The 25,412-nt window shown below is 60.2% G+C and carries 25 protein-coding genes; 8 read left to right on the forward strand and 17 right to left on the reverse strand.

Annotated features, from left to right (window positions below; genetic code table 11):
• The first annotated feature begins 45 nt into the window (after nt 1–45).
• Nucleotides 46–1,062, forward strand: a complete 1,017-nt coding sequence (locus tag FJ953_RS18715; RefSeq protein ID WP_140624920.1) for a succinylglutamate desuccinylase/aspartoacylase family protein — start codon at nt 46–48, stop codon at nt 1,060–1,062.
• Nucleotides 1,059–2,003 carry a threonine/serine dehydratase gene (locus tag FJ953_RS18720; RefSeq protein WP_140499646.1) on the forward strand — a complete coding sequence of 315 codons (945 nt, stop codon included), beginning with the start codon at nt 1,059–1,061 and terminating at the stop codon, nt 2,001–2,003. The genes FJ953_RS18715 and FJ953_RS18720 overlap by 4 nt, the downstream gene beginning before the upstream one ends.
• A 199-nt stretch (nt 2,004–2,202) precedes the next feature.
• Here the strand turns inward: FJ953_RS18720 and FJ953_RS18725 are convergent, their stop codons facing one another.
• The 3 genes from FJ953_RS18725 to FJ953_RS18735 form a co-directional block, all read right to left on the reverse strand.
• The gene (locus FJ953_RS18725) at nt 2,203–3,183 is read right to left on the reverse strand and encodes a Dyp-type peroxidase (protein ID WP_210239471.1); all 981 of its coding nucleotides are present in this window, start codon (nt 3,181–3,183) and stop codon (nt 2,203–2,205) included.
• 123 nt (nt 3,184–3,306) lie between these two features.
• Entirely contained in the window at nt 3,307–4,368 is a 1,062-nt protein-coding gene (locus FJ953_RS18730; RefSeq protein WP_140523455.1) for an alpha/beta hydrolase, read from the reverse strand.
• 360 nt (nt 4,369–4,728) lie between these two features.
• Nucleotides 4,729–5,313, reverse strand: a complete 585-nt coding sequence (locus FJ953_RS18735) for a glutathione binding-like protein (protein WP_140523180.1) — start codon at nt 5,311–5,313, stop codon at nt 4,729–4,731.
• 470 nt (nt 5,314–5,783) lie between these two features.
• Between FJ953_RS18735 and petA the strand changes: the two genes are divergently transcribed.
• The 4 genes from petA (at nt 5,784) to FJ953_RS18755 (ending at nt 10,201) form a co-directional block, all read left to right on the forward strand.
• Nucleotides 5,784–6,260, forward strand: coding sequence for a ubiquinol-cytochrome c reductase iron-sulfur subunit (gene petA / locus FJ953_RS18740; protein ID WP_023767325.1), 477 nt, complete (start codon nt 5,784–5,786; stop codon nt 6,258–6,260).
• Between the two features lie 15 nt (nt 6,261–6,275).
• Nucleotides 6,276–7,571, forward strand: coding sequence for a cytochrome b N-terminal domain-containing protein (locus FJ953_RS18745; RefSeq protein ID WP_140523177.1), 1,296 nt, complete (start codon nt 6,276–6,278; stop codon nt 7,569–7,571).
• A 157-nt stretch (nt 7,572–7,728) separates the two neighbouring features.
• Nucleotides 7,729–9,288 carry a mechanosensitive ion channel family protein gene (locus FJ953_RS18750; protein ID WP_140523174.1) on the forward strand — a complete coding sequence of 520 codons (1,560 nt, stop codon included), beginning with the start codon at nt 7,729–7,731 and terminating at the stop codon, nt 9,286–9,288.
• 4 nt (nt 9,289–9,292) lie between these two features.
• Nucleotides 9,293–10,201 carry a pirin family protein gene (locus tag FJ953_RS18755; RefSeq protein WP_140523171.1) on the forward strand — a complete coding sequence of 303 codons (909 nt, stop codon included), beginning with the start codon at nt 9,293–9,295 and terminating at the stop codon, nt 10,199–10,201.
• Nucleotides 10,202–10,249: 48 nt separating this feature from the next.
• Here the strand turns inward: FJ953_RS18755 and FJ953_RS18760 are convergent, their stop codons facing one another.
• The 8 genes from FJ953_RS18760 to FJ953_RS18795 form a co-directional block, all read right to left on the reverse strand.
• A complete protein-coding gene (locus FJ953_RS18760; protein WP_140523168.1) occupies nt 10,250–10,681 on the reverse strand; it encodes a DUF1810 family protein in 432 nt (143 codons plus the stop codon).
• Nucleotides 10,682–10,726: 45 nt separating this feature from the next.
• Complete coding sequence (locus tag FJ953_RS18765; RefSeq protein ID WP_140523165.1) at nt 10,727–11,008, reverse strand: GNAT family N-acetyltransferase; 282 nt, start codon at nt 11,006–11,008, stop codon at nt 10,727–10,729.
• A 51-nt stretch (nt 11,009–11,059) separates the two neighbouring features.
• Nucleotides 11,060–11,794: an ATP-binding protein gene (locus tag FJ953_RS18770; protein WP_140523162.1), complete on the reverse strand. Its 735-nt coding sequence runs from the start codon at nt 11,792–11,794 to the stop codon at nt 11,060–11,062.
• Nucleotides 11,795–12,003: 209 nt separating this feature from the next.
• Nucleotides 12,004–12,441, reverse strand: coding sequence for a CBS domain-containing protein (locus tag FJ953_RS18775; protein WP_140523159.1), 438 nt, complete (start codon nt 12,439–12,441; stop codon nt 12,004–12,006).
• Between the two features lie 58 nt (nt 12,442–12,499).
• Entirely contained in the window at nt 12,500–13,147 is a 648-nt protein-coding gene (locus tag FJ953_RS18780) for a hypothetical protein (protein ID WP_140523156.1), read from the reverse strand.
• A 68-nt stretch (nt 13,148–13,215) separates the two neighbouring features.
• Entirely contained in the window at nt 13,216–13,617 is a 402-nt protein-coding gene (locus tag FJ953_RS18785) for a cupin domain-containing protein (RefSeq protein ID WP_140523153.1), read from the reverse strand.
• 71 nt (nt 13,618–13,688) lie between these two features.
• A complete protein-coding gene (locus FJ953_RS18790; RefSeq protein ID WP_140523151.1) occupies nt 13,689–14,447 on the reverse strand; it encodes an SDR family oxidoreductase in 759 nt (252 codons plus the stop codon).
• A 66-nt stretch (nt 14,448–14,513) separates the two neighbouring features.
• Complete coding sequence (locus FJ953_RS18795) at nt 14,514–15,284, reverse strand: alpha/beta hydrolase (protein WP_085984582.1); 771 nt, start codon at nt 15,282–15,284, stop codon at nt 14,514–14,516.
• A 418-nt stretch (nt 15,285–15,702) separates the two neighbouring features.
• On the opposite strand from FJ953_RS18795, the gene FJ953_RS18800 reads away from it, so the two are divergent.
• Nucleotides 15,703–15,930 carry a DUF680 domain-containing protein gene (locus FJ953_RS18800; RefSeq protein WP_013896614.1) on the forward strand — a complete coding sequence of 76 codons (228 nt, stop codon included), beginning with the start codon at nt 15,703–15,705 and terminating at the stop codon, nt 15,928–15,930.
• A gap of 204 nt (nt 15,931–16,134) precedes the next feature.
• Here FJ953_RS18800 and FJ953_RS18805 read toward each other — a convergent pair whose 3' ends face one another.
• Both FJ953_RS18805 and FJ953_RS18810 read right to left on the reverse strand, forming a co-directional pair.
• On the reverse strand, nt 16,135–16,884 hold the full coding sequence (locus FJ953_RS18805; RefSeq protein ID WP_140523148.1) for a glucose 1-dehydrogenase: 750 nt from the start codon (nt 16,882–16,884) through the stop codon (nt 16,135–16,137).
• 177 nt (nt 16,885–17,061) lie between these two features.
• Nucleotides 17,062–18,039, reverse strand: coding sequence for an alpha/beta hydrolase (locus tag FJ953_RS18810; RefSeq protein ID WP_140523145.1), 978 nt, complete (start codon nt 18,037–18,039; stop codon nt 17,062–17,064).
• 566 nt (nt 18,040–18,605) lie between these two features.
• On the opposite strand from FJ953_RS18810, the gene FJ953_RS18815 reads away from it, so the two are divergent.
• Nucleotides 18,606–19,571, forward strand: coding sequence for an alpha/beta hydrolase (locus FJ953_RS18815; RefSeq protein WP_140523142.1), 966 nt, complete (start codon nt 18,606–18,608; stop codon nt 19,569–19,571).
• A 239-nt stretch (nt 19,572–19,810) separates the two neighbouring features.
• On the opposite strand, the gene FJ953_RS18820 is transcribed toward FJ953_RS18815, so the two are convergent.
• From FJ953_RS18820 to FJ953_RS18835, 4 genes are read right to left on the reverse strand one after another with little or no spacing between them, the layout of a single operon-like run.
• The gene (locus FJ953_RS18820; protein WP_140523140.1) at nt 19,811–20,539 is read right to left on the reverse strand and encodes a response regulator transcription factor; all 729 of its coding nucleotides are present in this window, start codon (nt 20,537–20,539) and stop codon (nt 19,811–19,813) included.
• Complete coding sequence (locus FJ953_RS18825) at nt 20,529–20,918, reverse strand: response regulator (protein ID WP_013896619.1); 390 nt, start codon at nt 20,916–20,918, stop codon at nt 20,529–20,531. The genes FJ953_RS18820 and FJ953_RS18825 overlap by 11 nt, the downstream gene beginning before the upstream one ends.
• Complete coding sequence (locus FJ953_RS18830) at nt 20,915–21,562, reverse strand: response regulator (RefSeq protein ID WP_023767341.1); 648 nt, start codon at nt 21,560–21,562, stop codon at nt 20,915–20,917. Before FJ953_RS18830 ends, FJ953_RS18825 begins: the two co-directional genes overlap by 4 nt.
• Nucleotides 21,559–25,353 carry a PAS domain-containing protein gene (locus tag FJ953_RS18835; RefSeq protein ID WP_140523137.1) on the reverse strand — a complete coding sequence of 1,265 codons (3,795 nt, stop codon included), beginning with the start codon at nt 25,351–25,353 and terminating at the stop codon, nt 21,559–21,561. Before FJ953_RS18835 ends, FJ953_RS18830 begins: the two co-directional genes overlap by 4 nt.
• Nucleotides 25,354–25,412: the final 59 nt, after the last annotated feature.

Genomic DNA, 25,412 nt, shown 5'->3' on the forward strand with positions numbered 1-25,412 from the left:
GCCTCTCCCTCGCCACCTCCATCCCCTAGAGTTTCAAAGAGAAACATGGCCCGCATGTCCACCGCCCGCACCACCATCGATTTCGACCGTTCCGGCAAGCAGATCGGCTTCGTCGACATTCCGCATTCGCCGCATGACGACGCCTGGGGCGCGACCCGCATTCCGCTCGCGGTGATCCGGAACGGCAGCGGGCCGACCGTCATCCTGCAGGCCGGTAACCATGGCGACGAGTATGAGGGGCCGATCACGCTCGGCGAACTCATCCGCGATCTCGACCCGGGCATGGTCAGCGGCCGCATCATCTTCCTGCCGGCGATCAACCTGCCGGCCGTGCTGGCCGGCCGCCGCACCTCGCCCGTCGACGGGCTGAACCTCAACCGCACGTTCCCAGGCGATCCAACCGGCACCATCACCCAGCAGATCTCGGCCTATGTCAGCGACGTCGTCATGCCGCTTGGGCATGCCTATATGGATCTTCACTCCGGCGGTTCCTCGCTCAACATCCTGCCCAGCGCCATCATCGAGCCGGCGCCCGACGCCGCCCACCGCAAGCGCAACACGGAGGCGGTGCTCGCCTTCGATGCTCCGCTCACCGTCGTCATCGACAATCTCGGCGAGCCGCGCACCTCCACGGCCACATCGGTGAGGGCCGGGCTGACCACGGTCGGCACCGAGATGGCCGGCGCCGGCACGGTCTCGCTCGACGCGCTCGGCATCTGCCGCAAGGGCGTGCGCAATGTGCTGAGCCACCTCGGCGTGCTGCCGCCGACAGGCAGGCCGCCTGCCGCGAGGCCCGAAAACATCCTGCGCATTCCCGGCCATGACGGCTATGTGCTGGCCACCACCAATGGCGTGTTCGAACCGTTCCACGCGCTGGGCGCCGAGGTCCATGCTGGCCAGGACGCCGGCCGCATCCACGACCTGGCCGACCCCGGCCGCGCGCCCGAGACCGTGCGCTACCTCTTGGACGGCATCGTCTATGGCCGCCGCCAGCCCGGCCGTGTCGTTGTCGGCAATTGCTGCGTCACCGTCGCTACGCGCTATGAAGGAGAGCTGGCGTGATCGCGCTGGAAGACATCCGTACTGCCGCCGCGCGCATCGAAGGCAATGTCAGGCGTACGCCGATGATTGCCGCCGGCAACCTCAAGACGCCGCTGGCCGGCGGCGTCGACCTGCTGCTGAAGCTGGAACTGCTGCAGGTCACCGGATCGTTCAAGGCACGCGGCGCCACCAACAGGCTGCTCTCGCTCGACCCCGCCGCGCTGGAGCATGGCATCGTCACCGCGTCGGGTGGCAACCATGGCATAGCCACCGCCCGCGCGGGCCTCATGGCCGGTGTGCCGGCCACCATCTTCCTGCCGACCAACGCCTCGCCGGCCAAGATCGAGAAGCTGCGCGCCTGGGGAGCGGCCACCCACATTGTCGGCTCGGCCTGGCACGAATCCAACGAGGCCGCGCAAGCCTTCGTCCGCGAAACCGGCGCCGTCTATTTCCATCCCTTCGCCGACCCGGCTGTGGTCGCCGGGCAAGGCACGGTCGGCCTCGAAATCCTCGACCAGATGCCGGATGTGACGACAGTGTTGGTCGCCATGGGCGGCGGTGGGCTGGTCAGCGGCGTGGCGACAGCGATCAAGGCGCTGGCGCCGCATGTGCGCGTTATTGGAATTGAGGCCACAGGCTCGCCGGTGCTGCTGCGCGCCCTCGAAGCCGGACACAATGTGGCCCTGGACAAGATCACGACATCTGTCGCGACGATGGCCTGCGCCAAAACCGACGATCGCATCTTCGACATTGTGCGCGATAGCGTCGATGAGATCGTGCTTGTCGACGATTCCGAGATGCTGTGCGCCGCCAAAAGCTTGTGGTTCGAGATGGGCCTTGCGGCTGATCTAAGCGGTGCTGCCGCGGTTGCCGCAATTGCGGAGGGTCGGGTGCGGTTCAGCTCAGGCGAGTGCGTCTGTGCCATCATCTGCGGCGCCGGACCAGATGGAATTCAAGGATAGAGCTGACCGAATGTCAGCAGCGAAAAATACCAGACCAAGTTCCAGACTGCGTTTTATGCGACTTTCGAGCACAGACCGGAAACATCGACCGTTTCCGTTCATCGCCCAAGGCCAGTGTAGCGTTGGAAAGCCAAAGTGGGGGTGTCGTTCGTGCGTTTCATATTCGGTGGGGAACCTGTTGACGGTTACTCCAAACAGGTCAACCCGACAGGCCCGGACCAGTGGTCGAGATGACTTCCCCCGTTGCAAGGTTCTCCAGGAATGTCGTCGACGGGACGAAGAACAATGTGCCAGTGACTGCGCGGCTGAAGTCCAGTAACCGATCGTAGTTGCCTGGCGGCCGGCCGATGAACATGTTTTCCAGCATCTGCTCGATTCTGCGCGGAGAACGGGCGTAGCCGATGAAATAGGTACCGAACTCACCCTTGCCGACGTCGCCGAACGGCATGTTGTCGCGTACGATTTCCAACTGCTCTCCGTCCTCGACGATCGTGGTCAGCGCATTGTGCGCCGAGGTCGGTTTCACGTCATCGTCCAGTTCGATATCTGAGAGCTTTTTTCTGCCAACAATTCCCTCTTGATCCTCGATTGGAAGCGCGTTCCATGCTTTCAGATCATGCAGGTACTTCTGCACGATCACATAGCTGCCTCCGGCAAATGAGGGGTCCTCCTCGCTGATGATCGCGGCCTTGACGGCGCGCTCATCCACCGGGTTCTCTGTGCCATCGACGAAGCCGATCAGGTCGCGGTCATCGAAATAGTTGAAGCCGTGCACCTCATCCGCCGTGGAGACTGCGCCGTCGAGCTGCGACATGATCTGTGTCGCCAGTTCGAAGCAAAGGTCCATACGCGATGCACGAATGTGAAAGAGGATGTCGCCCGGCGTCGAGACGGCATGATGCTGACCTTGGATTTCGCGAAATGCATGCAGGTCCTTCGGTCTGGGGGCTCCAAACAAGCGGTCCCAGACATCGGAACCAAACGCCATGACACACGAGAGCCGGCCCTCGAGGTCACGGGAGCCGACCGCGCGCAGAAGTGTGGAAAGATCGCAACATAAGGCGCGCACGGTCGCTTCGTGTTCTGGTCCGGAAATGACCGTCACAACAAGAAATATCGCGGCCCGCGTCAGTTGCGCGACGACCGGTTGAGCAACAGCGGATGGCAATGTCGAATCCACAACAGATCCCTTTCAATCTTGATCGAAACGCCACTGGTCGACCGGCATAGGGCCGGAGGGGCGGAGTTGGATTTACCCAATTCGCGGATCATCTCCGCATCAGTTGGTCACGAGTTCGCCCGATCAGTATTCGCCGACGTCTATGACTGCCTGGGCGAAAGCCTGTGGGGCTTCCTGCGGCAAGTTGTGGCCAATTCCGCCCGTGATGGTCCGATGCGCGTATCTGCCCGAAAATTTCTTGGCATAGGAACTGCTGTCGGGGTGGGGTGCGCCATTGGCATCCCCCTCAAGGGTGATGGTCGGCACCGTGATCAACGGGCTCTCGGCCAGCCGTTTTTCCAGGCCGTCATATTCCGGTTCGCCTTCGGCAAGCCCGAGCCGCCAGCGGTAATTGTGAATGACGATGCTGACGTGATCCGGGTTGCCGAGGCTCGCCGCGCTGCGCTCAAAGGTGGCGTCATCAAAATCCCATTTCGGCGAGGCGATCCGCCAGATAAGGTTTGCAAAATCGCGCCGGTATTGTTCGTAGCCGGCCCGGCCGCGTTCCGTCGCAAAATAGTACTGATACCACCATTGGAGCTCGGCCTTCGGCGGCAGCGGCATTCTGTTTGCCGCGAGACTGCCGATCAGATAGCCACTGACCGAAACGAGAGCTTTGCAACGCTCCGGCCAGAGCGCCGCTATGATGCAGGCTGTGCGCGCGCCCCAATCATAGCCGGCGACGATTGCCTCGCCGATGTTCAGCGCGTCCATCAATTCGATGACATCGACAGCCAGCACAGACTGCTGGCCGTTGCGGACAGTCTGACTTGAAAGAAAGCGCGTGGTGCCACAGCCACGCGAATAGGGAACGATCACGCGATATCCCGCCATCGCCAACAGGGGAGCGACATCGACAAAGCTGTGGATGTCGTAGGGCCAGCCATGAAGGAGGATAATAACGGGACCATTGGACGGACCAGCTTCAGCGTAGCCGACGTTCAGCAGGCCGGCGTCGATTTGCCTGAGCGCTGCGAACGAGGCAGCCGGCAATGGTCCTGCCGTTGCTCCGTCCAGCCCTGAAACGCGTTGCGCCTCGGCTGAGCGAACTGTCGCGAACTGAGCAGCAGCCAGACCCATTGCAGCAACGCCGACGAACGCCCTGCGATAGGGATCAATTTGTCCCGGCCGTCTTGTATTTTCCATTCTTGCAACCTCTTTCACGGCACCGTCCGGATGCCACCTGTTATGGCGCGGCACCGGCATCAGCTTCATTCATCGGCTTGGCGTTCCCGGCCGGCATGCCTTGGCAACCCCCTTGGACAGCCGAGGCGTCGGTGGCTCCGCCGAGCGCTGTTCAGACATACATTGAGCTGGAATGACGCGATCACATGGGAAGGTCATGCCGAGTCCCGCCTCGCCTTCCATGCTTAGAAATTCGGGGCGTAGCCCGTCGCCGCGCTTGGTAGCGATCAGGTGGAGGTTCTGCAGGAACAGAAGCATGGACAAACTCCTTCGTAATGTGTCGTGGCTGAAGGTTGACACGACACGCGGCCGGTCTCGCACTTAGACAAGGCCCTCGCGCTTCATTGCGATGCGAACGGCCGGACGGGCCGCTATTCGGGCGCGCAACGCTTCCAAAGGAGCTGGAACAGGGACTTGGAAGCGGACTGCCCAAAGAAGCATCACGAAAAGGTAGAAGTCCGCTACGCTGGGTTTCTCGCCGAACAGAAAATCCGTCTTGAGACCGTCCGCGAAGAGATCAAGTTGCGATGTAATCGTGGTCCGCGCCTTGGCCTTTTCAGCATCGCTGCCTTGGTGCCACATGGGTTTGAAGCTTCGGTGTATTTCGGTCGAGACGTAGGTCAGCGCTTCGAGAACGCGGGTACGGCCCATTGGCCCTTCCACTCCCAGTGCCGGGTACTGCGACGCAATCCAATCGAGGACGGCGATATTTTCTGTCAGCGTTTCCCCGCTATCCAGCACGAGGGCAGGAACATACCCCTTGCGCGTGACCGTGGTGAAATCATCACCGGAGCCCGTTCGTTTGGTTTTGAGATTGACCGTTTCGCGCTCGAAGGCGGCACCCGCCTCCTCCAGTGCTATGTGGTCGGCCAGGCTGCAGGCGAGAGGGCTATAGTAAAGTTTCACGGGTTTTCCCTTTTTGAATCCTGACGAAGCTTCGCAATTGTCCGGCGGCGGCGCCCGCCTAGCTGGGCACTTGCCAGCGGCGTCCATCAGGTTCCAGAAGATCTCACTTGCCGGGGAGGAAGGCTACGACACCGACAGGTAGGCGTGCCTATGCCGAGGTATGATCAAGCCAAGCAATCGTTCTGCGATTGCCCGTGCAATGCCGGAATCCCGCTCAAGTGGGGAACGGCAACAACCAAGGATTCGCATCCACTACGCCTGGCGTCCTCGAAAGTCCCGCAGTCCTTCGCTCAGGGCTCATAAACGAAAGTATTGGACACATGGGCCCTTGGCACGATGGCCCACATCCCGCTGCGGCCGGCATAGTTCAACTCGAAATGAGCAAACGCGAACGGCGAAAGGCCGCGGCCGGGTTTTCCGACTGCACGCCGACGCACTGAAGCAGCTTTCCAATCAGAGGAGTCGTCGTCATGGCCGAGCTATCCCAGACCGAAACCGGCACTGCCGCATTGCCCGCCGAGGCTGTGGCCGCGGTGGAAGTCGACGTCTCCTCGCTGATGCCGGGAATGTCGCTGGTCGTGCAATGGCGCGGCAAGCCCGTCGTCGTGCGCAACCGCACGGAGAAGGAAATCAAGGACGGCAGAGCTGTCAGCTTGGCCGAGCTCAAGGATTCGGTCGCCCGTAACGCCAATCTGCCGGCCGATGCGCCTGCAATCGACGCCAACCGCACAGCGCCGGGCAAGGAAGCCTGGATCGTGATGGTCCAGGTCTGCACGCATAGCGGCTGCATCCCGGTTGGTCAGCAAGGCGAGTTCGGAGGCTGGCTCTGCCCGTGCCACGGCTCGCAATACGATACTGCCGGCCGCATCCGCAAAGGCCCAGCGCCCGAGAACATGGCGGTGCCGGTGTTCCAATTCATTTCCGACACCAGAATCCGTATCGGCTGAGATGGGGCAATTTCGATGAGCGACAAAAATTCGACCTATACGCCCAAGACCGGTATCGAACGCTGGTTCGACGCCCGCCTGCCGCTGCCGAGGTTGGTGCACGATAGCTTCATCGTCTATCCCGTCCCGCGCAACTTGAACTACGCCTATACGTTCGGCGGCATTCTCACGGTCATGCTGGTTTCGCAGATCCTGACCGGGATCGTGCTTGCCATGCATTACGATCCAGATACCGGGTTGGCCTTCAATTCAGTCGAGAAGATCATGCGCGACGTGAATTCGGGATGGCTGCTGCGCTCTCTCCACGCGAACGGCGCCTCCTTCTTCTTCATTGCCGCCTACATCCATATCTGCCGCGGGCTCTACTACGGCTCTTACAAGGCGCCGCGTGAGCTGCTGTGGGTGCTCGGATGCACCAACCTCTTGCTTATGATGGCGATCGCCTTCATGGGCTATGTGCTGCCCTGGGGACAGATGTCGTTCTGGGGAGCCACCGTCATTACCAACTTTTTCACGGCCATCCCACTGGCCGGCGACTGGTTCCAGCGGCTCCTGCTCGGCGGTTTCGCGGTCGGCAATCCGACGCTGAATCGCTTCTTTGCGTTGCATTACCTGTTGCCGTTTGTGCTTGCAGGTGTGGTGACCTTGCATGTCTGGGCGCTTCACGTCGTCGGGCAGAACAATCCAGCCGGCATTGATGTGAAATCAAAAACCGATGTCGTGGACTTCACACCCTATGCGACCGTCAAGGACGCGTTCGGCATCATCGTGTTCCTGTTCTTCTTCGCCTATTTCGTCTTCTACCTGCCGAACTATCTCGGCCATCCTGACAACAACACCGTCGCAAATCCGCTCAAGACGCCTGCGCACATGGTGCCGGAATGGTACTTCCTGCCCTTCTATGCGATCCTGCGCGCCATCACCTTCAATGTCGGGCCGATCGATTCCAAACTTGGTGGCGTGCTCGCCATGTTCGGCTCGATCGTGGTGCTTTTCGTCGTGCCGTGGCTCGACCGGTCCAAGGTTCGCTCGGCCGTTTACAGGCCATGGTACAGGGTGTTCTTTTGGCTCTTCGTCGCCAACGGACTGTTTCTCGGCTGGCTTGGTTCGCGGCCGGCCGAAGGGAATTACGTCGTCATGTCTCAGTTGGCGACGCTTTACTACTTCGCCTTCTTCCTGATCGCACTGCCGGTGCTAGGCTTAATCGAGAAGCCACGGCGGCTGCCCAACTCGATCACTGAAGCGGTGCTCGAGAAGAACAAGGGGGCCGGCGGCAAAGGCGCGATCGCCGTGGCCGGCGACCAAACGTAGATGGGAAGAGGCGATGATCGTGTCTCGCCAGCCCGTCTCAAAGGCGCCGATAGCAACACGCTTTGGACCGAACCGTTGCGTCGAGGCGACGAGACAACTTTATGTCGAGCGCCAGCAACCGCTCTGCTCCGAATGATGAAAAACAGGGATTGCGATCATGGTCGATCTGGGTCCGGTGATGAACTGGTGGAACTCACCTCTGATCTACATCGTGTCGCTCGGCCTCGCCGGAATCGTCGTTTGGAACCTCGTTCCGGGACGCTTCGCCAATGCGAGGTTGATCGTCCAGCTCGTCTTTTTCCTCGCAATGTCGATCATGGTTCTCGAACTGCGGGTCGTCCCATACGAGCCCGCACGAAGCGATGGGACGACCAGTGGAGCGATCCTCATCGGATCGGTCAAGCTGCTGTGGTGGGTCCATCTTGCCTGGGCGCTAATTGGGTTTGTCCGTATCTATATCGTGTTCGAGCGGCAGCCGCGCGAGGCACGCCTCCTGCAGGATGTCGTGGTCGGCATCATCTATACGGGAATGCTCCTTTCAATCCTGGCGTTCGTCTTTGCCGTGCCGGTCGGAACGCTCATCGCCACGTCGGGCGTCTTTGCCGTCATGCTAGGTTTGGCGCTCCAGAATACGCTTGGCGACGTATTTTCGGGAATCGCGCTTAACCTCGGCCGCCCTTATGTGCTTGGAAACTGGATCATTCTGAACGACGGAACCGAGGGCCGCGTCGTAGAGACCAATTGGCGCTCGACCCAACTCCTCACCCCGGCCCACAACGTCATCGCACTTCCGAACAGCCTTGTCGCCAAAATCGGGGTAACAAACCTTAGCGGCCCAGACGAGAGCCATGGACTTACCGTGACGGTAAAGATGACTCTGACCAAGACGCCGGCTATCATCGTAGACACGATGCGCATGGTCCTCCTGAGCTGCAACTCGATCCTCCAAGACCCTTCGCCCGTGGTAGCCATCACAAGCCTGGATGCGGCGGCAATCGGGATCGAGCTGTCATTTCGCGTCGCCAGCCTTGACCAGCGGATTACAGCTCGGAACGAAATTTTCGATCTGGTCTATCGCCATTCAAGGTCGGTCGGGGTGCTGCTGGCAGCGCCACTTTCGGCTTCGATTGCCATGACCTCCCAGCCAATCGACGGGACGGCGACCTCCCAAGGCTTCGCCGCGATCGACCTGATCAAGGCCATACCGATCTTCTCGACGCTAACGGATGCCGAGCAGGAGGCGCTTGCCGCGACGATCCTGGTTCGCAGCTACCGCAAGGGCGACGTCATTGCAGAACAAGGAGAGATGCTGCCATCCCTCATGATTGTCCGGAAGGGCGTCATCGTCCGGCAACATGTCCAAAGCAATGCTAACGTGCAGGAGGTTGGCCGGCTTGCACCTGGCGACTTCTTCGGCGAGACCGGCCTGCTCGCAGGTATTGGCGAGACGTCGACATTGCGGGCGATGACCCACGTCTTGGTCTACGAGATAGACCAGCAGAGGTTCGCGCCGCTCCTGCACGACAGGCCCGAGATGGCCGAAGATCTTGCGGCAACCCTGTCGAGGGGGACGTTGGCCTATGGCGAAACCGGCATCCCCGGCCAGCAGCACAAGAGCTCCAAATTTGCGCTCCTGAAAGCCATTCAGGCTGTCTTCCACACCGCCCCATTGGAGCACGCTCGAGCACGTGGTCGACCAGGCATTCGAAAGGACTAGATTCATGACCATCCGCCAAAGCGACATCGTCGGCATCGACCCACTTAGGCAGCCGAGTATGCGTGATTTTGCCGACGGTTTGAAGGTACGGCGCGTACTGCCCTCCTCGAACCGCCTGATGATCGGTCCCTACATATTGTTCGACCATTTCGGCCCCGCGGTATTCGACGCAGGTCGCGGTTTCGACATGGGGCCGCATCCGCATATCGGGATTGCGGCCGTGACCTATCTGTTCGACGGGGAGATTATCCATCACGACAATCTCGGTGAAGTGCAGACCATCCGCCCCGGCGAGGTCAACTGGATGACGGCCGGGTCCGGCATCGTCCATTCCGAACGCACGTCGCCAGAAGCCCGAGCACCAGGAAGCAATCTCTTCGGCGTTCAGGCCTGGGTGGCCCTCCCCACCAAGCACGAAGAAGTTGCCGCCCACTTTTCACATTATGGCGCTCCCGAAATCCCACGGATCTGTGGCGACGGGGTCGAGTTCACTTTAATCGCCGGGGTTTCCGACGGGTTGGTGTCTCCGGCAAGGACGTACTCCGACCTGGTCTGCGCCGAAATCGTGCTCACCAGCAGTGCGCGATATCAGGTGAAACCCGGATATCTCGAGCGTGCGATCTATGTTGTCGCCGGCGAGATCGAAGTCATGGGCCAACTTGGCACGTTCGGTGAAGGCGAATTGATCATGCTGGAGCCGGACGCTGAGATCGTGCTCCAGGCGCCTGCCTTCCATGCCGCGCGGCTGATGCTGATCGGCGGCGAGCCTCTTTCCGAACCACGTTATGTTCATTGGAACTTCGTCTCCTCCTCAGCCGAACGGATTGAGCAGGCAAAGGCGGACTGGCGCGAAGGCCGCTTCCCCGACGTACCAGGCGAACACGGGTTGATGCCTCTGCCACAGGAAGAATAGGGCGGTGACGGTTTCGGCGGTGGCCACATCCGCCGGTCGCCGGCGGCGTTATGACATCGAGTAGAGTTTGCGCATCGTGCCCTCGTCGATTTGACCGTCGAACCAGACGTCGAAGATGGTCTTGAGCAGGAACTCGTCGTTACTTGCTTCGGAAAACAGCGTTAGGGACGCGTGCAATTTCTTTGTATCTTCATCACCGAAGACCGCGCGAGCACTTAGATTGGAAAGTCGTTGCAGTGTGCCGACGCATTCCCGATAACGACCGCCCAGTATCGGCGATTGGAGGTAAGCGCCTGCCTCGTCGAGTGATGTGATCGCGTACGGATCGGCGTCAGTGTCGCTTAGCCCGGCAGCCAACCTCGGGAAGATCAACTCCATGTATGGAGTACACATCACGCCTCGACGCAGTATAGCCAGGGCGTCGCCGTAGACCGGATCCTGAGCGTTGACGAACCTCTGCAAATTATATTGGTCGTCCATCTCGACTCAGACCTTTTTTTGCAAACAGCTGTATTCGGGGCCTGATCACCCTGCAACGACATCGGTGTATTCCGGATACCTGGCGACGAAGCCGCTCATGAAGGGACACTTCAAGACCGCTTTGCGGCCCGTTTTGCGGAGCAATTCGAAGGTGCCTTGCGCCAACCGCGACGCGATCCCCTGTCCGGAAAATTCCAAAGGCACTTCGGTATGTATCAACACTACCTTGCCGTCTTGGAGCGAATAGTAGGCCACTGCGAAGGCTTGACCGGTGATCGGGAGCTCGAACCGATGCTGCTGAATGTTTTCTGTGACCTTTGCGTGCATCTCTATCTCTCGATGTGCGTTGCGTGAGGCTGGATGTAGCTTGCCCGGTCGCTATCGCATCGCGGGCAGACGTAGCGTGACAGTTGTGCCTGCCCCGGGCGCGCTCTGAATATCGATGCTTCCGCCTGACTCTTCGGCAAAGCGCTTGACCATTGGCAGGCCGACGCCGCCGAGGCCCTCCGTTTTTGTGGTGAAGAAGGGATCGAATGCGAAGGCAATCGTCTCGGCGGTCATTCCCACACCGTGGTCGGCGGTGGTGATATCCACCTGAGCGGCTGAGGAGCCATCAAAGACCACTGCGGTATTTATCGAGATCAGGCCTCCGTTGGGAGATGCATCGCGCGCGTTGAATACCAGGTTCAGAATCGCGTTCTGCAAATCCAGGCGATTGCACCTCACTGAAGGCAAGTCCGGCGTCACTCGAACCTCGAGGCGGATCTTGGGATCCGACGCACTTCGAATGAGGGTCTCGATTTCAGCCAGACAGGCGCCGACATTTGCATATTCGCTTTCTCTGCGGCTCTCTCGGGCGGAACTGATAGTCTGGCGGACAAGCGCGCCGGCTCGTTCCAGGGCAGTTCTGGCGCCCGAAATTACATGCCCAAGCGCTGGAGCCGCCGAGACGCTCGGGTCACGGGCCAGGTGATTCAATGCCGACGAGGCGACCTGGATGAGATTGCCAAGGTCATGAACGATGCCGGCGGTCGCTAGCTGAATGGGCAGGCCATCTCGTGGAATCTCGGGCGGGCTGTCGAAGACATCCACTTTCACTTCCGGACGAGACATTGTAACCCTCATGTTTGCTCACGCAGAATTCAGTTGCTTGAAGACGGTACAATAGAGGACGGGAGTGGTCGATTAGATCGAGTAAGAAGCCAAACCATATTGCAGTATATGTCCCGCGATCTGCGGACCATCGCCAGTGGGGGACCAAACATCTCGCGAGACAGATCTCCCGCTCTTTCGTGCTCATCGCACCGTCGCGAGATTCTCCTCTATTGGTAGCCAACGCCCCCGATATAGTTGGCGAGCAGCCGCTCCTGGAGCTCTTCCTGTTGGAAGAGCGCCTTCATCGCGTCGCGGATATCGAGGACGCCTATCGGCTTGGCGCCGCCGCCGAGCACCGGTAGGTTCTGGAGCCGCTGTGTTGTCATGGTCTGCCAGACCGAATGCAGGTCGTCATCGGGCCCACAGGATACGAAAGACCGGCTCATCAGTGTCGATACCGGCGCTTCCGCCGGCCCCGAATTCGCCAGATGACGGACAAGGTCGGACTTGCTCAGCACGCCTGCCGCCTCGCCACTGCCATGGCATACGACAACCAGGCCTATGGCCGGCTTGGACAGCCATAGCGCGGCTGCCCGCAGCGACGTGTCGAGGTCGACCGCCGCAAGGCGCGCCGATGTTTCTGGATGTAGACTGTCAATTCGCATGATGCCCTCTTGAGGCGTCTCGCGGCCGCAGCCGGAGAGATCAGGTTCGAGGTTTCGCTTACTCTTCGAAGGGAGTGTTCATCACAAAATCGACGGAAGACGGCGCCTTGTAGCCGGCCACAAAGCGCTCACCGAAATCCCGGGCAAAGTTGTCGTAGGTCGTTTCCGGGTTCACCTTGGCGATGTGACAAAAGCATCGCGTCATCCGCCGCTTCATTTGAAGACGCGGAAATTCGCCGACGATCCTGGCTATCTCGGCGGAAGAGATGAAACTGTATTGCAGGCCCACGACATCAAGGCAGATGCCGGCTGTGCACAGCGCCACCTCGGCCTCCTTGTAGAGGCCGATCGACGGCGTCGAGTTGAGTGCGACGCTGTCCCATATCAACTGAGCACGACGCTCGTCGAAGCCGCCTTGCCGGACGAAGGCGCGAGCCAGATCGGCGCCTTCCACCTCGAAACGGCGCGGCCCGGCGAAGGTCTCGTTGAGCGTGACGTCGTGCAACAGGGTTCCGACGGCAACAACTTCACCGTCGTGCTCGATGTTCTGGACCTGTGCGATGCGGACGGCGAAAAGCCATGATCGAACCACGTGGTTGAACAAATACGGTTCACATAGCTGGCGGGCATGTTCGATCGCCCGGCCGACAAGCGGCGTATCGGGGACCGAAACCCCTGCAAGCGTGCGCCTGGCGATCGCATCCATGTCAGTGCCTTTCCTTCGCCGATTGTGTGTCGGTTTGACGCCCTTACCTTGGCAAGGGCGTCACCAGTTCATTTCGCGTAGGTCGTCAGGTTGGTCTCGTTGGTATCGACGACGAAGATCGCAAGCAGGCGAGCGCGTTCCGTCTTGCTGGCGTTTTCACTGACGGCGTGATGGTCGCCCGGAAATTCCGAGAAGCTTTCGCCTGCACGGTACGTCTTCACGGGCCCACCGTTGACCTGGCTTCGGATCGCCCCCTCCAGCACCGTGGCATAGATGAACGCGGAACTGGGATGGGTATGCGCCGGCGATGTCCCGCCCGGCCCGTACTCGACGAGCACGGCTTTCAAGCTCTTGCCGGGCACATTTGGAAGGGCGTGGTCGTAGACGAGCTTCACGCTGTCCGCGTCTTTGGCCATTGCTGCGGTGACGGATGCGGCGGCGAGCGCTGCACAGAGGAGTTTCCTGATCATGTCCGATATCCTTGTTGGAATGAGAGCTAGGGAATGCTGGTCTGATGGGTCGCGAAACCGGCGTTCAGTACTTACGCCGGTGGCGTGTATCGGCTGAGCCAGTCGTCGAAGTGGACGGCGCCGATACGCGCGTTCTCGCCGGGGACAAGCGTTTGATCGTCGATTGCCACTTGACCGTAGTAGAGAGCGCCAGGATCCGAGACGATTTTGCGCGGATCGTTGGTGGCCTTTAGAAAGCGACCGACGAGCTCGCTCATACGAACGCGATCGGGGCCGGCAATTTCGATCGTGCCGTTCACTGGCGCTGCTAGGGCGACGTCCGCCATCGCATCGGCAACGTCGTCGGCTGCCATTGGTTGGAAGTACGCCGGTGACATGTGGACGGTATCCCCTACGGCGCCGGTGTTTGCGATGGCGGCGGTGAACTCGAAGAACTGTGTGGCGTGCACGATCGTGTAGGGGATAGCGGACTCCTTGATCAGCTTTTCCTGAAGCAGTTTGCCGCGGAAATACCCCATGTCCTGCAGCCGGTCGGTGCCGACCACAGACAGCGCGACGTGATGGCGGACGCCGGCGGCCGCTTCGGCTGCAAGAAGATTACGCCCGGATGCCGCGAAAAATTCGAGCGCGGCCTTTTCCTCGAATGACGGTGAGTTCGCGAGATCGACGACGACCTGTGCCCCGGCAAGAGCGACGGCCAGCCCTTCTCCGGTGACGGTGTTCACTCCCGAATTCGGTGAGGCCGCAAGCACGTCGTGTCCCTTCCTGCGCAGTCTTTCCACAGTCTTGGAACCGATCAGCCCGGTTCCGCCGATGACGACGATCTTCATTTCCAATCTCCTTTGTTGAGGGTGTTGATTTGCGGGGTGTTGGTCGAATGTCGGCTTTCCGGCGAGCTACTCGCTGGCCGATGCGGCGTCCTCGATAAGTGAGGTGACCTCGTCGGGGTGCGAGACCATGAGCGCGTGGGACGCACCCTCGATGACGACCGTCTTCACGGCGTGCGCGCGCTTGGCCATGAAGCTCATGACGGCTGCCGGGATATTTCGGTCATCGGTGCCGTAGATCATGTAGGACGGCAGCGTTTTCCATGAAGCTACGCCCGAGGGCTCGGCCAGGGCTGCCTGCGCGATCGGGCGTTGGGTGGCGGCCATCAGCGACGACTGCTCTTCGGGAACGTCAGCCGCGAACTGGGCTCGGAATTTGTCCGGCTGGATGAAGAGATCCTGGCCGCCGTTCGGCGACGCGACTGGAGCAAGCGCGCTTGCCAAAGTGCTGCCGGGAAACATGCTGGACAAGGTGGCGCTCGATTCGCCGTTATCCGGCGCGAATCCGGCCACGTATACCAAGGCCTTCACATTGGGATTGCCGTTGGCGGCTTCGGTGATCACGGGTCCGCCGTAGGAATGCCCCACCAGCACGATCGGTCCGGGAACCGACCGGATGATGGCCGAGACCGCCGCGGCATCGCTGGCGACGCTGCGGAGGGGATTGGCTGCCGCCTTCGCCACATAGCCGTCCCTGCCGAGTTTGGTTATGACCGCGTCCCAACTCGACGATTCGGCGAAGGCCCCGTGCACCAGCACGATCGTCGGCTTGGGCTTCGCTCCGGCCGCCTGCGCCGTTGCGCCACCCGCGACGGCAAGCGCGGCGGCCAGCGCCAGGATTCCAGTGACATTTCGCATTTGCTTTCTCCTTTGTCGGCCTTCCGTTTGACCAATGTGGAGAAGGATGCGCCGATCCGGGGCGCCGACCTATTGTGCGGAATGGTCGGTCATACGATGCCAAGGTGCAGGGTGGGTCATCGCTGCGATCAGGTGACCTGGGTATTCCGCACGCGGATCGCCGGCAGCGCAGGGGTTCGTGACCAATACAAATCCATGGAGCTGCTGCCTCCAAACACCACTGCCGCCCCGGCGTAACGGCAAGACTCCCACCGCGAACGACATTGCCCCTGACCTTAGGCCTTCACAGCCCATGCTTTCGTATGGATCAAACAGCCACATCGTCTGATCGTTCCGCAATGACGCAGCATTTATATTGTTATTGTGAATACGATCCAAAATTAACCATGGAGTTACCAAAATGAAGAACACATCTCTTGCTGCCGCAATCCTTCTTGTTGCAGCAGGAAACGCCGTCGCCGGAAGCGATCACTACGGATCAAACTCGGTCCAGCAACCCGCAACTTCTTCCGAGAGCATGCACACCTCCTCGATCAGGAAGACGGGCAACGATGCCGGCGTGCAGGAGACCGTGCGCAAGCCGATTGCTCCCAGCAAGGACCCGGGCCAGGGCATCTGGGGTCACTAGCACCCGAAAATTGTAGAACCTGGAAGGACCGGGGCGTCGCCCCGGTCCTCTTCACGCTTTCCAAAGGACCTTGAAAGTGCGTGGGGGCCCTGACACAGGTTCTGAGACCGGGGAGCTATAAAACCACCTTTCACCTTGGATCTGGCCGAGTGGGATGGCGATCGACGCTCGACCGTCAAACGGCAGCGACTTGGCTACCCCAGCTCAAAGCAATGCCATTCCGCCGTCGACCCGCAGATTGACACCGGTGACAAAACTGCTTGCGTCCGATGCCAGGAACAGAGCGGCTTTTGCCAGTTCTTCCGGCTGGCCCATTCGACCAAGGGGAATTGCTTCGGCCATGGACTTCTCGAAGGATGCTCGCATTTCGGCCGGGACACCCAGTTTGTCGAGAATAGCCGTATCCACGGGGCCGGGGCTGAGCACGTTGACGCGTATGCGACGCGATTTCAGTTCTATCGCCCAACTGCGCGCGAAGGCGCCGATGGCTGCCTTGGAGCCTGCATAAACGGCATGGCCTTCCAAGACCTTCTCGCTGGCGATTGATCCCGTCAGTATGACTGCGCCGCCATCGCGCATCAGCGGGATCAGTTTCTGCACACCAAAGAAGACGCCGCGCGCATTGATAGAGAACTGCGCATCGTACTCGGCTTCGGAAACTGCCGACGAATGCGTGATGGTGTTCACGCCGGCGTTCGCCATATAGATATCGAACGCCCCAAACCTCTGATGGATCTGTCGCGCGACATCCTCGTGGTGCGCCACGTCGGCTACATCACCCTGAATGCCCAGTGCGCCGGCTCCGATCTCGGAGACTGCCTCCTCGACCGCACGCTGTCTCCGGCCGGTGATTACGACCTGCGCCCCCTCCGACGCGAAAGCTTTCGCGGCGAATAGCCCAATCCCACTGTTTCCCCCGGTGATCAACGCGGTCTTTCCTGAAAGTATACCCATTTGCATTGCCTCTGATGATTTTCACGAGAGCCGCCGCAGTTGCCAACCGCAGTTCTCAGCGTGAACTCGGACGGCTGAGACCAGAAAGCATCTCCAGGAGCCATCGATGCTGAGTTTTCATAGTCAGGCTGGCCGCACCGGTGTTGTGCGGCCAGCCATGACCGCCGCTTGAGAGCACTAGCCCTTGATGAAGGCGAGCAGATCGGCGTTCACCTGGTCCTGGTGTGTGGCCGTGATCCCGTGGGGCGCGCCGGGGTAATATATGGCCTTTGCGCCCTTGATCAGCCGCTCCGACTTGACTGACGAATCCTTGACCGGGACGATCTGGTCGTCCTCGCCATGCAGGATCAAGGTCGGTATATCGAATTTCTTGAGGTCCTCGGTGAAGTCGGTTTCGGAGAACGCTTTGACGCATTCATATGCATTCACGAGACCGACCTGCATGCTCCAGAGCCAGAACTGATTCAGAACCCCCTGGGAGACCGTGGCGCCTGGCCTGTTTGCACCATAAAACGGCTGTGCGAGGTCCAGATAGTGCTGCGAGCGATCCTTGAGGAGGCCGGCCCTTATGCCGTCGAACACTTCGATCGGCAGACCTTCCGGATTGGCCGGCGTTTTCACCATGATCGGCGGAACAGCGGCGATAAGAACAGCCTTGGCCACGCGTTCCGTCCCGTGCCGCCCGATATAGCGAGCGACCTCGCCTCCCCCGGTTGAATGCCCGACCAGCGTGGCGTCCCGGAGATCCAGCGCCTCGATCACGGCTGCAAGATCGTCCGCGTAGCCATCCATGTCGTTGCCGGAGGTGGCCTGGCTGGAGCGGCCATGGCCCCGCCGGTCATGAGCAACCACGCGGAAGCCATTATGGGCCAGAAAGAGCATCTGTGCATCCCAGGCGTCGGAATTCAGCGGCCAGCCGTGTGAGAAGGTTATTGGCGGACCCCTACCCCAGTCCTTGTAATAGATTTCCGTACCGTCCTTGGTTGTGATGGTGCTCATTGTTTTGCGTCCTGATTGAGGGGTGGGAACATGTGGGTTTTGCTGGGCGCCGGATGACGAAGCGACTGGCAGTCCGGCTATGACCGCTGCTGAAAAACTGGCCAACAAGACGTCGCGGCGGGTTGCACCGAGGGTGAAAAGTCCATCCATACTCATCGTGTCCATCCTTGGTGAGCGGCTTCTCGGGTCGGCTCACCATCACGATCACCGGGTCGACCTGCACCGTCGCTTTCGGGGGGAGGAGCGGGCGAAGGAGCGGCGACGCCCGATGATCGTGATGGCTTGCGAGGGAGAAGATGCGCCGATCCGCCCCGCGAACCTATTCTACGCAAGCATCTGTCGTACGATGCCAAGGTGCAGGGTAGGTACGCCGAGGTGCTGGAACTGTCGCTGAGATGGGGCAAATGATGCGATGACGTTGGTTCGTGCGCGACGTGCCGCGTGCGGCTGTCACAAACACGACCTATCAAGCCGTATGAGGATTCTTCTCAAAACGAGGAGCGGCTGATCGCGAGCAAGTCACCGCCCGAACGGACCGCGATAGGTTTCGCCTACGTGGTCCTCATGTTGAGTAATCAACTCACCGCCGGCCAGAGCGCAATATGCTTAGGTGTACAACGCGTTATTATAACGACAAAGGCTTTAAAGCTTTCGCCTTATAGAAATTGCACGGCATTTGCCGCTCTTGGAGCACTTTGTACCTCACAACCCCGGAGTGCTTTATGCGCCTTAGCTTTCTTTCTGGTTTCCTCATTGCGGTTCTTGCTGCCGGGCCATCGACTTCTGCCAGCGCACCGCACTCCGGCGTGCCGCTCGGGCAATCGACCGACCTGTCGGCACGTATCGTCGACGGCAAGGCCGACGTTAACGGTGTGGCCTATCACTATTTGCTGGCAGCAGGCGGCCCGAAAACCGTGGTGTTGTTGCATGGTTGGGGCACGACCTCATACATGTGGCGCTTTGTAATGCCGCAACTGGTGGCGCGCGGTTACACGGTACTTGCGCCCGATTTGCGCGGTTTGGGGGACACCGCCAAGCCTGCGGCCGGCTACGAAAAGGCGGCGATTGCCGAGGATATTCGAGCACTTGTCAATCAGCTGAACCTTGGTCCGGTCCTCAATCTCGTCGGTCACGATATGGGTGGCATGGTCGCTTATTCCTATGCGGCGCAGCACCCGGGGGAAGTCACCACACTGGCAATCGTTGACGTCCCGCTGCCAGGCATCGAACCGTGGAACGAATTGATCCAAGGCCCTCGCACTTGGCATTTTCGCTTCCACTCCGTACGCGACGTGCCGGAAATGCTCATTGCCGGTCGCGAGCTTGAGTATTTAAAGTGGTTTCACAATGCAGAGGGGGTAAATACTCGCGCGTTCGACACCGAAGCCGACGAAGTCTACGGCCGTTCTTATGCCCAGCCTGGCGCATTGCGCGCAGGCTTCGAGTACTACCGGGCTTTCCCGCGTGACGAAGAACAGAACAAAGCCTTTGCAAAACACAAGCTGACGATGCCGGTACTCGGTATAAGCGGTTCGGGTGGCCTGGCATCGATGTACGAAGGCCATCTCCGCCACGTCGCCGAAAACGTACGGGCCGTAGTAGTCGAAGGCTCAGGCCATTGGGTTCCGGAGGAGCAGCCGGCCGCCGTCACAAGGGCCCTGATCGAATTCCTGCCACCAGCATACTAAGCTTCGCGGCTGGCTGAAGCACAACATTAGCGATAGTCGCCGTGATGGAGATACTCCGCTCCAAAGCTTTCCCAATGCGCCGCCGTTAGCTGGCGATGCGCGGCAAGAGCTTGGTAGTGTAGCCTCAACACCAGGTTACACGCGGCGATCATCGCTCTAAACTTCATGAAAATTTGTCTGAGTCCGGATCGTCCTGGGCAGGCTACTCTTAACGGAGAAGCGCCAGCCGCTGGGCGATCCTATCGGACGGAGGCGAGGTTCACCCTTTCGAAAGTCCTGGCCGCGCCGGCCTCGCGCATCGGCGGGGGCAGCGTTTCCCAGGCCCGGATCAGCTCTCCGATGGAAGCTGCTTCCATCTTGCGCATGACATTGCCGCGGTGAAGCTTGACGGTCACTTCACTGATGCCGAGGTCGAAAGCGATCTGTTTGTTGAGGCGCCCACGCGCCACTTCATGCAGCACCTCGCGCTCGCGCGGGGTCAGCGTCTCGACACGCTCGATGTTGCGCTTGACGACCACCGCATCTGCCCGCCGCTTGGCATCCACCGCAATGCCCGCGATCACGGCGTCAAGGAGTGTTTGGTCGCGCACCGGTTTGGTGAGAAAATCCACCGCGCCCGCCTTCATCGCCTGGACAGTCATCGGTATGTCGCCATGCCCAGTCAGGAAGATGATGGGCTTGGGATTGCCGTTTGACGCAAGATGGTGCTGTAGATCCAGGCCGCTTGCCCCTGGCATGCGGACGTCGAGGATCAAGCAACCGGGGCTGTCCAAGACGTCAGCGTCGAGCAATTCTCGGGTCGAAGCGAAGCAGACCGGTTCAAAGCCCATCGACAGTATCAACTCCGACAGTGCCTCCCGAACAGACGCATCGTCATCGACAATGATGACGAGCGGCTGCTGCGGCTCGGCGTTCCGCTGCCGTGACACCGGCGTCGATCTCTGCAAGAGCGGTTGGTCAACTCTCATGTTCATCCCTCGGTTCTTGGTTGCGTAAAGCGTCGCTCACAGCCGCAAGCAGGGCCTGGCCATCGAAGGGCTTTCGGAAAAACCCGCTGATGCCTTTGGCGCGGTGCTGATCGGCTATCTCGTGACGACCGGTGATCAGGAACACCGGCAGGTCCGCACGCGTCTTCTTGACCAAGTCACGAAGTTCAAAGCCGTCCGTACCAGGCATCCCGATATCGGTAATGAGCAAGTCCACGTCAGACAGCCCGCTGACGAGCAGTGATCCCGCCGACGAGAAGATGCGGGCAGCATAGCCCGCAGACTCCAAAAGGTTCTCGAGCGACTCGAGCAATCTTGGGTCGTCATCGACAATCGCCACGACAGGTCGCACCTTGCTCACACTCCGTTCCCTCCCGTTCGTCGAGAGTGGCTGATCGGTATCTCCAACCGCTCCGCCATGCGCACGAGATCAGCGAGTGATGCCGCAACCATTTTCTGCATCACGTTCCGTCTATGGATTTGCAGCGTGACCTCGCTGATCCCCAACTCAGCCGCGGCCTGTTTGTTGAGCAGGCCACTCACAACGAGCGGCAGCACCTCGCGTTCTCGCTGCGTGAGCTCTTGATAGCGTTGCCTCAACACGGTGAGTTCGGCGCGCTCTGATCGCCTTTCCCGGTCCTGGGCGATCGCTGCCCGGATCGCGACCATGAGGTCCGTATCGCTGAAAGGCTTTGTCAGGAAGTCCACAGCGCCGTGCTTGATCGCACGCACAGAGGACGGGATGTCGCCATGCCCCGTTATGAAGACGATCGGCGGATGATCGCCCTCGGCGATCTGCTTCTGCAGATCTAGACCGTTGATGTCAGGCAATTCCACATCGAGGATCAGGCAGGCGGGGACGTCCGGCTTGTCGGCAAGGACATAGTCGCCGGCCGATCCGAACGCTACGGCGCGCATGCCATGGGACTCCAGAAGCTCACCAAGCGCTTCCCGAATACGCACGTCGTCATCGACGATGAAGACCATTTGATCGTGGGGCGTCATGCTGCCGCTTTCATTTCAACTGGCATCGTGAAGACGAACGCCGTTCCGTGCGGGTCGTTCTTCTCCACCCACAACCGTCCGCCATGGGACTCGACGATCGAACGGCAGATCGCGAGTCCCATGCCCATGCCATGCTCTTTCGTCGTAAAGAACGGCTCGAATATTCGGTCAGGAAACTCAATGCCCGGGCCACAATCGCTGATCTCGATCTGGATCGCGTCCCCTATACGGCCCACGCGAAGTCCAAGAACCTTGTCACCGGTAACAGAGTCCATCGCCTCGATCCCATTGCGGATGAGGTTCACCAGAACCTGCTGGATCTGCACCCGATCGAGCGCGACAATAGGAAGGTCGCTTTCGACATCGATATCCAGACGAACACGGCGCCGCACCGCCTCCTCGGCGATGAGGTCGCGCGCCTCCGCGATGACGCTGTCGAGTGCTGTGTAAGCCATCGCGTCTGCCGATTGCTTGAATAAGGCGCGGATACGGCTGACGACATCCGCAGCTGAGTTGGCATCACGGATAATACGCTCCACAGTCTTCTGCGCCCGCTCGATATTTGGCGGATCGGCCGTGAGCCAACGCTGGCAGGCATATGAATTGGCGACAACAGCCGCCAGAGGCTGGTTCACCTCATGCGCTATAGAGGCTGAAAGCTCGGCGAGACTCGCCGCCTGGCTCGCGCGTGCAAGTCTCTCTTGCGCCAGGCGCAGCTCTTCTTGCGTGCGAACTTCACCGTCGATGTCCAGACAGACGACGTTCCACTGAACAATCGCCCCTTCTGCATTGCGCATCGGTGCCGCGCGCGTATCGACCCAGCAATATTCGCCATCGAAGCGACGCAGACGGTGCCTCCGCGCATACGGTTCGCCAGTGGCCAACGAATGAGCATAGTTCGCTTTGACGCCCGCCAGGTCGTCAGGATGAACGCCTTCGTCGAGTGTCCCGGAAAGGCGGGATTTTCCCTTACCGTCCAATACCTCCAACTCATATCCGAGGAACTCGCGGAGCTGACGGCTTCGATATATCGGCTCACCATTCGGTGCGGCGCAATCGATCATCACCGGCAGCGTTTCAACCAGCTGCCACAGCGAACGTTCTCTCTCGCGCAGCGCCACCTGTGCGCGCATCTCCTCGTCGATGTCGATGGAGACCTGGTACCAGTGAACGATGGCTCCGTCCCGATCGCGCAGAGGCTCGCAACGCCCTTCTATCCAGCGATAGCTGCCGTCTTTCCAACGCCGGCGATACCGCATGATGAAGGAGTCGCCAGTTTTGAGGCAGCTGGCTGACCTATTGAGCACCTCGAGAGCGTCTTCGGGATGAATCAGATCTCGAGCCACCCTCGTGAAGTCTTCGAAGTTTGCCCCGGAGATGCCGAGTTCCTCCAAAGACCGCCTATTGACGTACGCAAGCTTGCCATCGGGCGTCCAGCTCCAGATGTGGACCGGCAAGGCATCGACAAGCTGCTGAAGCTCGCGCTCTCTTTCGCGCAATGCCTCCTGCGCCCGCATCTCATCTTCGATGTCGATTGAAGCCATATACCATTGAACGATCGCGCCATCGGTATCCCTTAACGGTTGCGCTCGTGCTTCTATCCAGCGGTACACGCCATCCTTCTCGCGTCGACGAAAGCGGTTCACGAAAGGCTGGCCGGACGCAAAGCCATTCGAAGCCCTCCGAAACATTGTCGGAAAGTCTTCAGGATGGGCCAGGTCCCGGGCCAGGGCATCGAAATTATTGATGTGCGTCGGTGGCGAACCGACCTTCTCCAGGTATCGCTTGCTGGTGTAGGTGATCCTGCCTGAAGGGGCAAAGCTCAGGAGATTCACGGGCACAGCGTCAATCATTTGCTCCAGTTGCCGGTTGGCTTTCCGCAGCGCTTCTTCTGCCCTCACCTGGTCGTCGATGTCGTGCGAAAGACCGTACCATTGGACGACAGTCCCACACTCGTCCCGCATCGGTTCCGCTCGGCCCGACATCCATCGGAAGACGCCGTCAGCACGACGCAGGCGATAGTTCAGGGAGAAGCTTTCCCCGGTGGTGACCGAGTGGTTGATCGCTGTTTCCAGCGTGGCGGCGTCATCGGGATGTACGACAGCCGCAATGGCCGCCTTCAGGCCATTTCCTCCGACATTCTCGTATCCTCCTACGTCAAGGCCGAGATACTCAACCATTCGCTTGCTGAAGAAGACCGGCTCGCCCGACGCAGACAGGCGCCAGAGGAAGCTCGGCACCATGTCGACCAGTTGCGAGAGTTCCCGCTCCCGGTCGCGCAACGCTTCCTGTGCGCGCATCTCGTCGTCGACGTCGATAGAGATCACATACCACTGAACAATCGCGCCGCTGTGATCACGCAGCGGCTCGCCGCGTCCATCCACCCAGCGGTACGCTCCGTCCGCACGGCGCATTCGATACTTCATGGAGTATGGTTCGCCGGTAGCCAGAGAGTGGCGGACGGTCTCCAGGAGGCGTGCCGCATCTTCGGGATAGACGAGGGACTGTATGGCCGCCGCCTGCCGGCTCATCCCCGGCTTGTCCAGATCCGCCACACCGTCGAGACCGAAGAAGTCAAGCAAACGTCTGTTGAAGAAGGTCGGCTCGCCTTCAGGCGTCAGCCGTCTGATCTGGACTGGGACCATGTCGACGAGCTGAGAAAGTTCCCGCTCCCGACCGCGCAGCTCCGCCACGGTTTTCTTGTAGACATCGTTGTCGAGCGCGATTCCATACCATCCCGTGATACGACCCTGGCTGTCGCGCGCGGGCCGCGCGGCGGTTCGGGCCCATACATAGGTGCCGTTTGCGCGCCGAAAGCGAAACTCGACATTGAAATGATCGCCGGTCCTCAGACAATGGCGCCAGGTAACCGCGATCTGCTCATAGTCGTCTGGATGAAGCAAACGCTTCCAGGCGGTGTACCCCTCGTTCAATGGAGCGTTCAGATCCTCCAGCGTCACCCCGAGGGAGCTCAGCGCGAACGGATGCAGGTAGATCCATCTACCCGCCGCATCGAACGCCCATCCGTTCCCGAATATGCTTTCAACGATTTTCGCCGATCGAATTGGCCCGGCATTGTTCTCAACCAAGTGATCCAGGTTCGCCCCGGAAAGCGGCTCCCCATCTGTCACCAGATCATCAATGTCCACACTGACACTGTAGCCGGGCTCCGATCGGGTCTCGTTCCAGCGATAACTTCCGTCGGCCTGCAGTTGCCTGTGCCTCGTTACCTGGGGGACACCTGTCCAGAACGCGCGGGCGACTGCGTGCGCCGCCGCTGTCCGGTCGTCCGGATGGACCAGTCTCAGGGAATGGTGAGCGTCGGAGGCTGCTTCCTTCTCGGCCGCAATGATCACGTCAGCGGATCGCTCTGTGGCTGCGGACGGCGAATCGCCTTCAATCAATGTGCCATACCATGCAACGGCGTTACCTTCGCTATCGCACAGCGGCTGTCCGGAGATTCGGCTCCAACCGTAAGCACCGCTCGCGCGCAAAATGCGGTGCTCCACATTGTAGTGCTCACCTGTCTGCAGGCAGCGACGCCACTCGGCCACGGCTCGGTCATAGTCGTCTGGATGGATTAGCCGCTTCCAACCCGCGGGGCCACCTTCTGACGAAGTGTTGAACTCCTCCAGCGTCGTGCCGAGAAGCGATAGCGTGCTGGGAGTAACATAGCTGAATCTGCCGGCCGCGTCTGTCGCCCACCCATTGCCGACCACGCTTTCAATGATCCGAGCCGCCCGCAACGCTTCCGCGTCGGGTTCGCCAAGCGAGTTGAACGCTGTCGTCATTGTCTTCTCCTGCCGGACAATGAAAGGCGGAGACTGTCAGCGCCTTCTTTAACTCTCAT

This window comes from Mesorhizobium sp. B2-3-6 (assembly GCF_006442305.1).
GTDB lineage: Bacteria > Pseudomonadota > Alphaproteobacteria > Rhizobiales > Rhizobiaceae > Mesorhizobium.

Excerpts from the sequence above, each read along its gene's own strand:
- FJ953_RS18800 (WP_013896614.1), top strand. The coding sequence starts at position 15,703 with ATGAAGAACACATCTCTTGCTGCCGCAATCCTTCTTGTTGCAGCAGGA.
- FJ953_RS18745 (WP_140523177.1), top strand. The coding sequence starts at position 6,276 with ATGAGCGACAAAAATTCGACCTATACGCCCAAGACCGGTATCGAACGC.
- FJ953_RS18770 (WP_140523162.1), bottom strand. The coding sequence starts at position 11,794 with ATGTCTCGTCCGGAAGTGAAAGTGGATGTCTTCGACAGCCCGCCCGAG.
- petA (WP_023767325.1), top strand. The coding sequence starts at position 5,784 with ATGGCCGAGCTATCCCAGACCGAAACCGGCACTGCCGCATTGCCCGCC.
- FJ953_RS18835 (WP_140523137.1), bottom strand. The coding sequence starts at position 25,353 with ATGACGACAGCGTTCAACTCGCTTGGCGAACCCGACGCGGAAGCGTTG.
- FJ953_RS18790 (WP_140523151.1), bottom strand. The coding sequence starts at position 14,447 with ATGAAGATCGTCGTCATCGGCGGAACCGGGCTGATCGGTTCCAAGACT.
- FJ953_RS18765 (WP_140523165.1), bottom strand. The coding sequence starts at position 11,008 with ATGCACGCAAAGGTCACAGAAAACATTCAGCAGCATCGGTTCGAGCTC.
- FJ953_RS18760 (WP_140523168.1), bottom strand. The coding sequence starts at position 10,681 with ATGGACGACCAATATAATTTGCAGAGGTTCGTCAACGCTCAGGATCCG.
- FJ953_RS18815 (WP_140523142.1), top strand. The coding sequence starts at position 18,606 with ATGCGCCTTAGCTTTCTTTCTGGTTTCCTCATTGCGGTTCTTGCTGCC.
- FJ953_RS18820 (WP_140523140.1), bottom strand. The coding sequence starts at position 20,539 with ATGAGAGTTGACCAACCGCTCTTGCAGAGATCGACGCCGGTGTCACGG.
- FJ953_RS18805 (WP_140523148.1), bottom strand. The coding sequence starts at position 16,884 with ATGGGTATACTTTCAGGAAAGACCGCGTTGATCACCGGGGGAAACAGT.
- FJ953_RS18775 (WP_140523159.1), bottom strand. The coding sequence starts at position 12,441 with ATGCGAATTGACAGTCTACATCCAGAAACATCGGCGCGCCTTGCGGCG.
- FJ953_RS18730 (WP_140523455.1), bottom strand. The coding sequence starts at position 4,368 with ATGGAAAATACAAGACGGCCGGGACAAATTGATCCCTATCGCAGGGCG.
- FJ953_RS18785 (WP_140523153.1), bottom strand. The coding sequence starts at position 13,617 with ATGATCAGGAAACTCCTCTGTGCAGCGCTCGCCGCCGCATCCGTCACC.
- FJ953_RS18715 (WP_140624920.1), top strand. The coding sequence starts at position 46 with ATGGCCCGCATGTCCACCGCCCGCACCACCATCGATTTCGACCGTTCC.
- FJ953_RS18780 (WP_140523156.1), bottom strand. The coding sequence starts at position 13,147 with ATGGATGCGATCGCCAGGCGCACGCTTGCAGGGGTTTCGGTCCCCGAT.
- FJ953_RS18755 (WP_140523171.1), top strand. The coding sequence starts at position 9,293 with ATGACCATCCGCCAAAGCGACATCGTCGGCATCGACCCACTTAGGCAG.
- FJ953_RS18810 (WP_140523145.1), bottom strand. The coding sequence starts at position 18,039 with ATGAGTATGGATGGACTTTTCACCCTCGGTGCAACCCGCCGCGACGTC.
- FJ953_RS18830 (WP_023767341.1), bottom strand. The coding sequence starts at position 21,562 with ATGACGCCCCACGATCAAATGGTCTTCATCGTCGATGACGACGTGCGT.
- FJ953_RS18750 (WP_140523174.1), top strand. The coding sequence starts at position 7,729 with ATGGTCGATCTGGGTCCGGTGATGAACTGGTGGAACTCACCTCTGATC.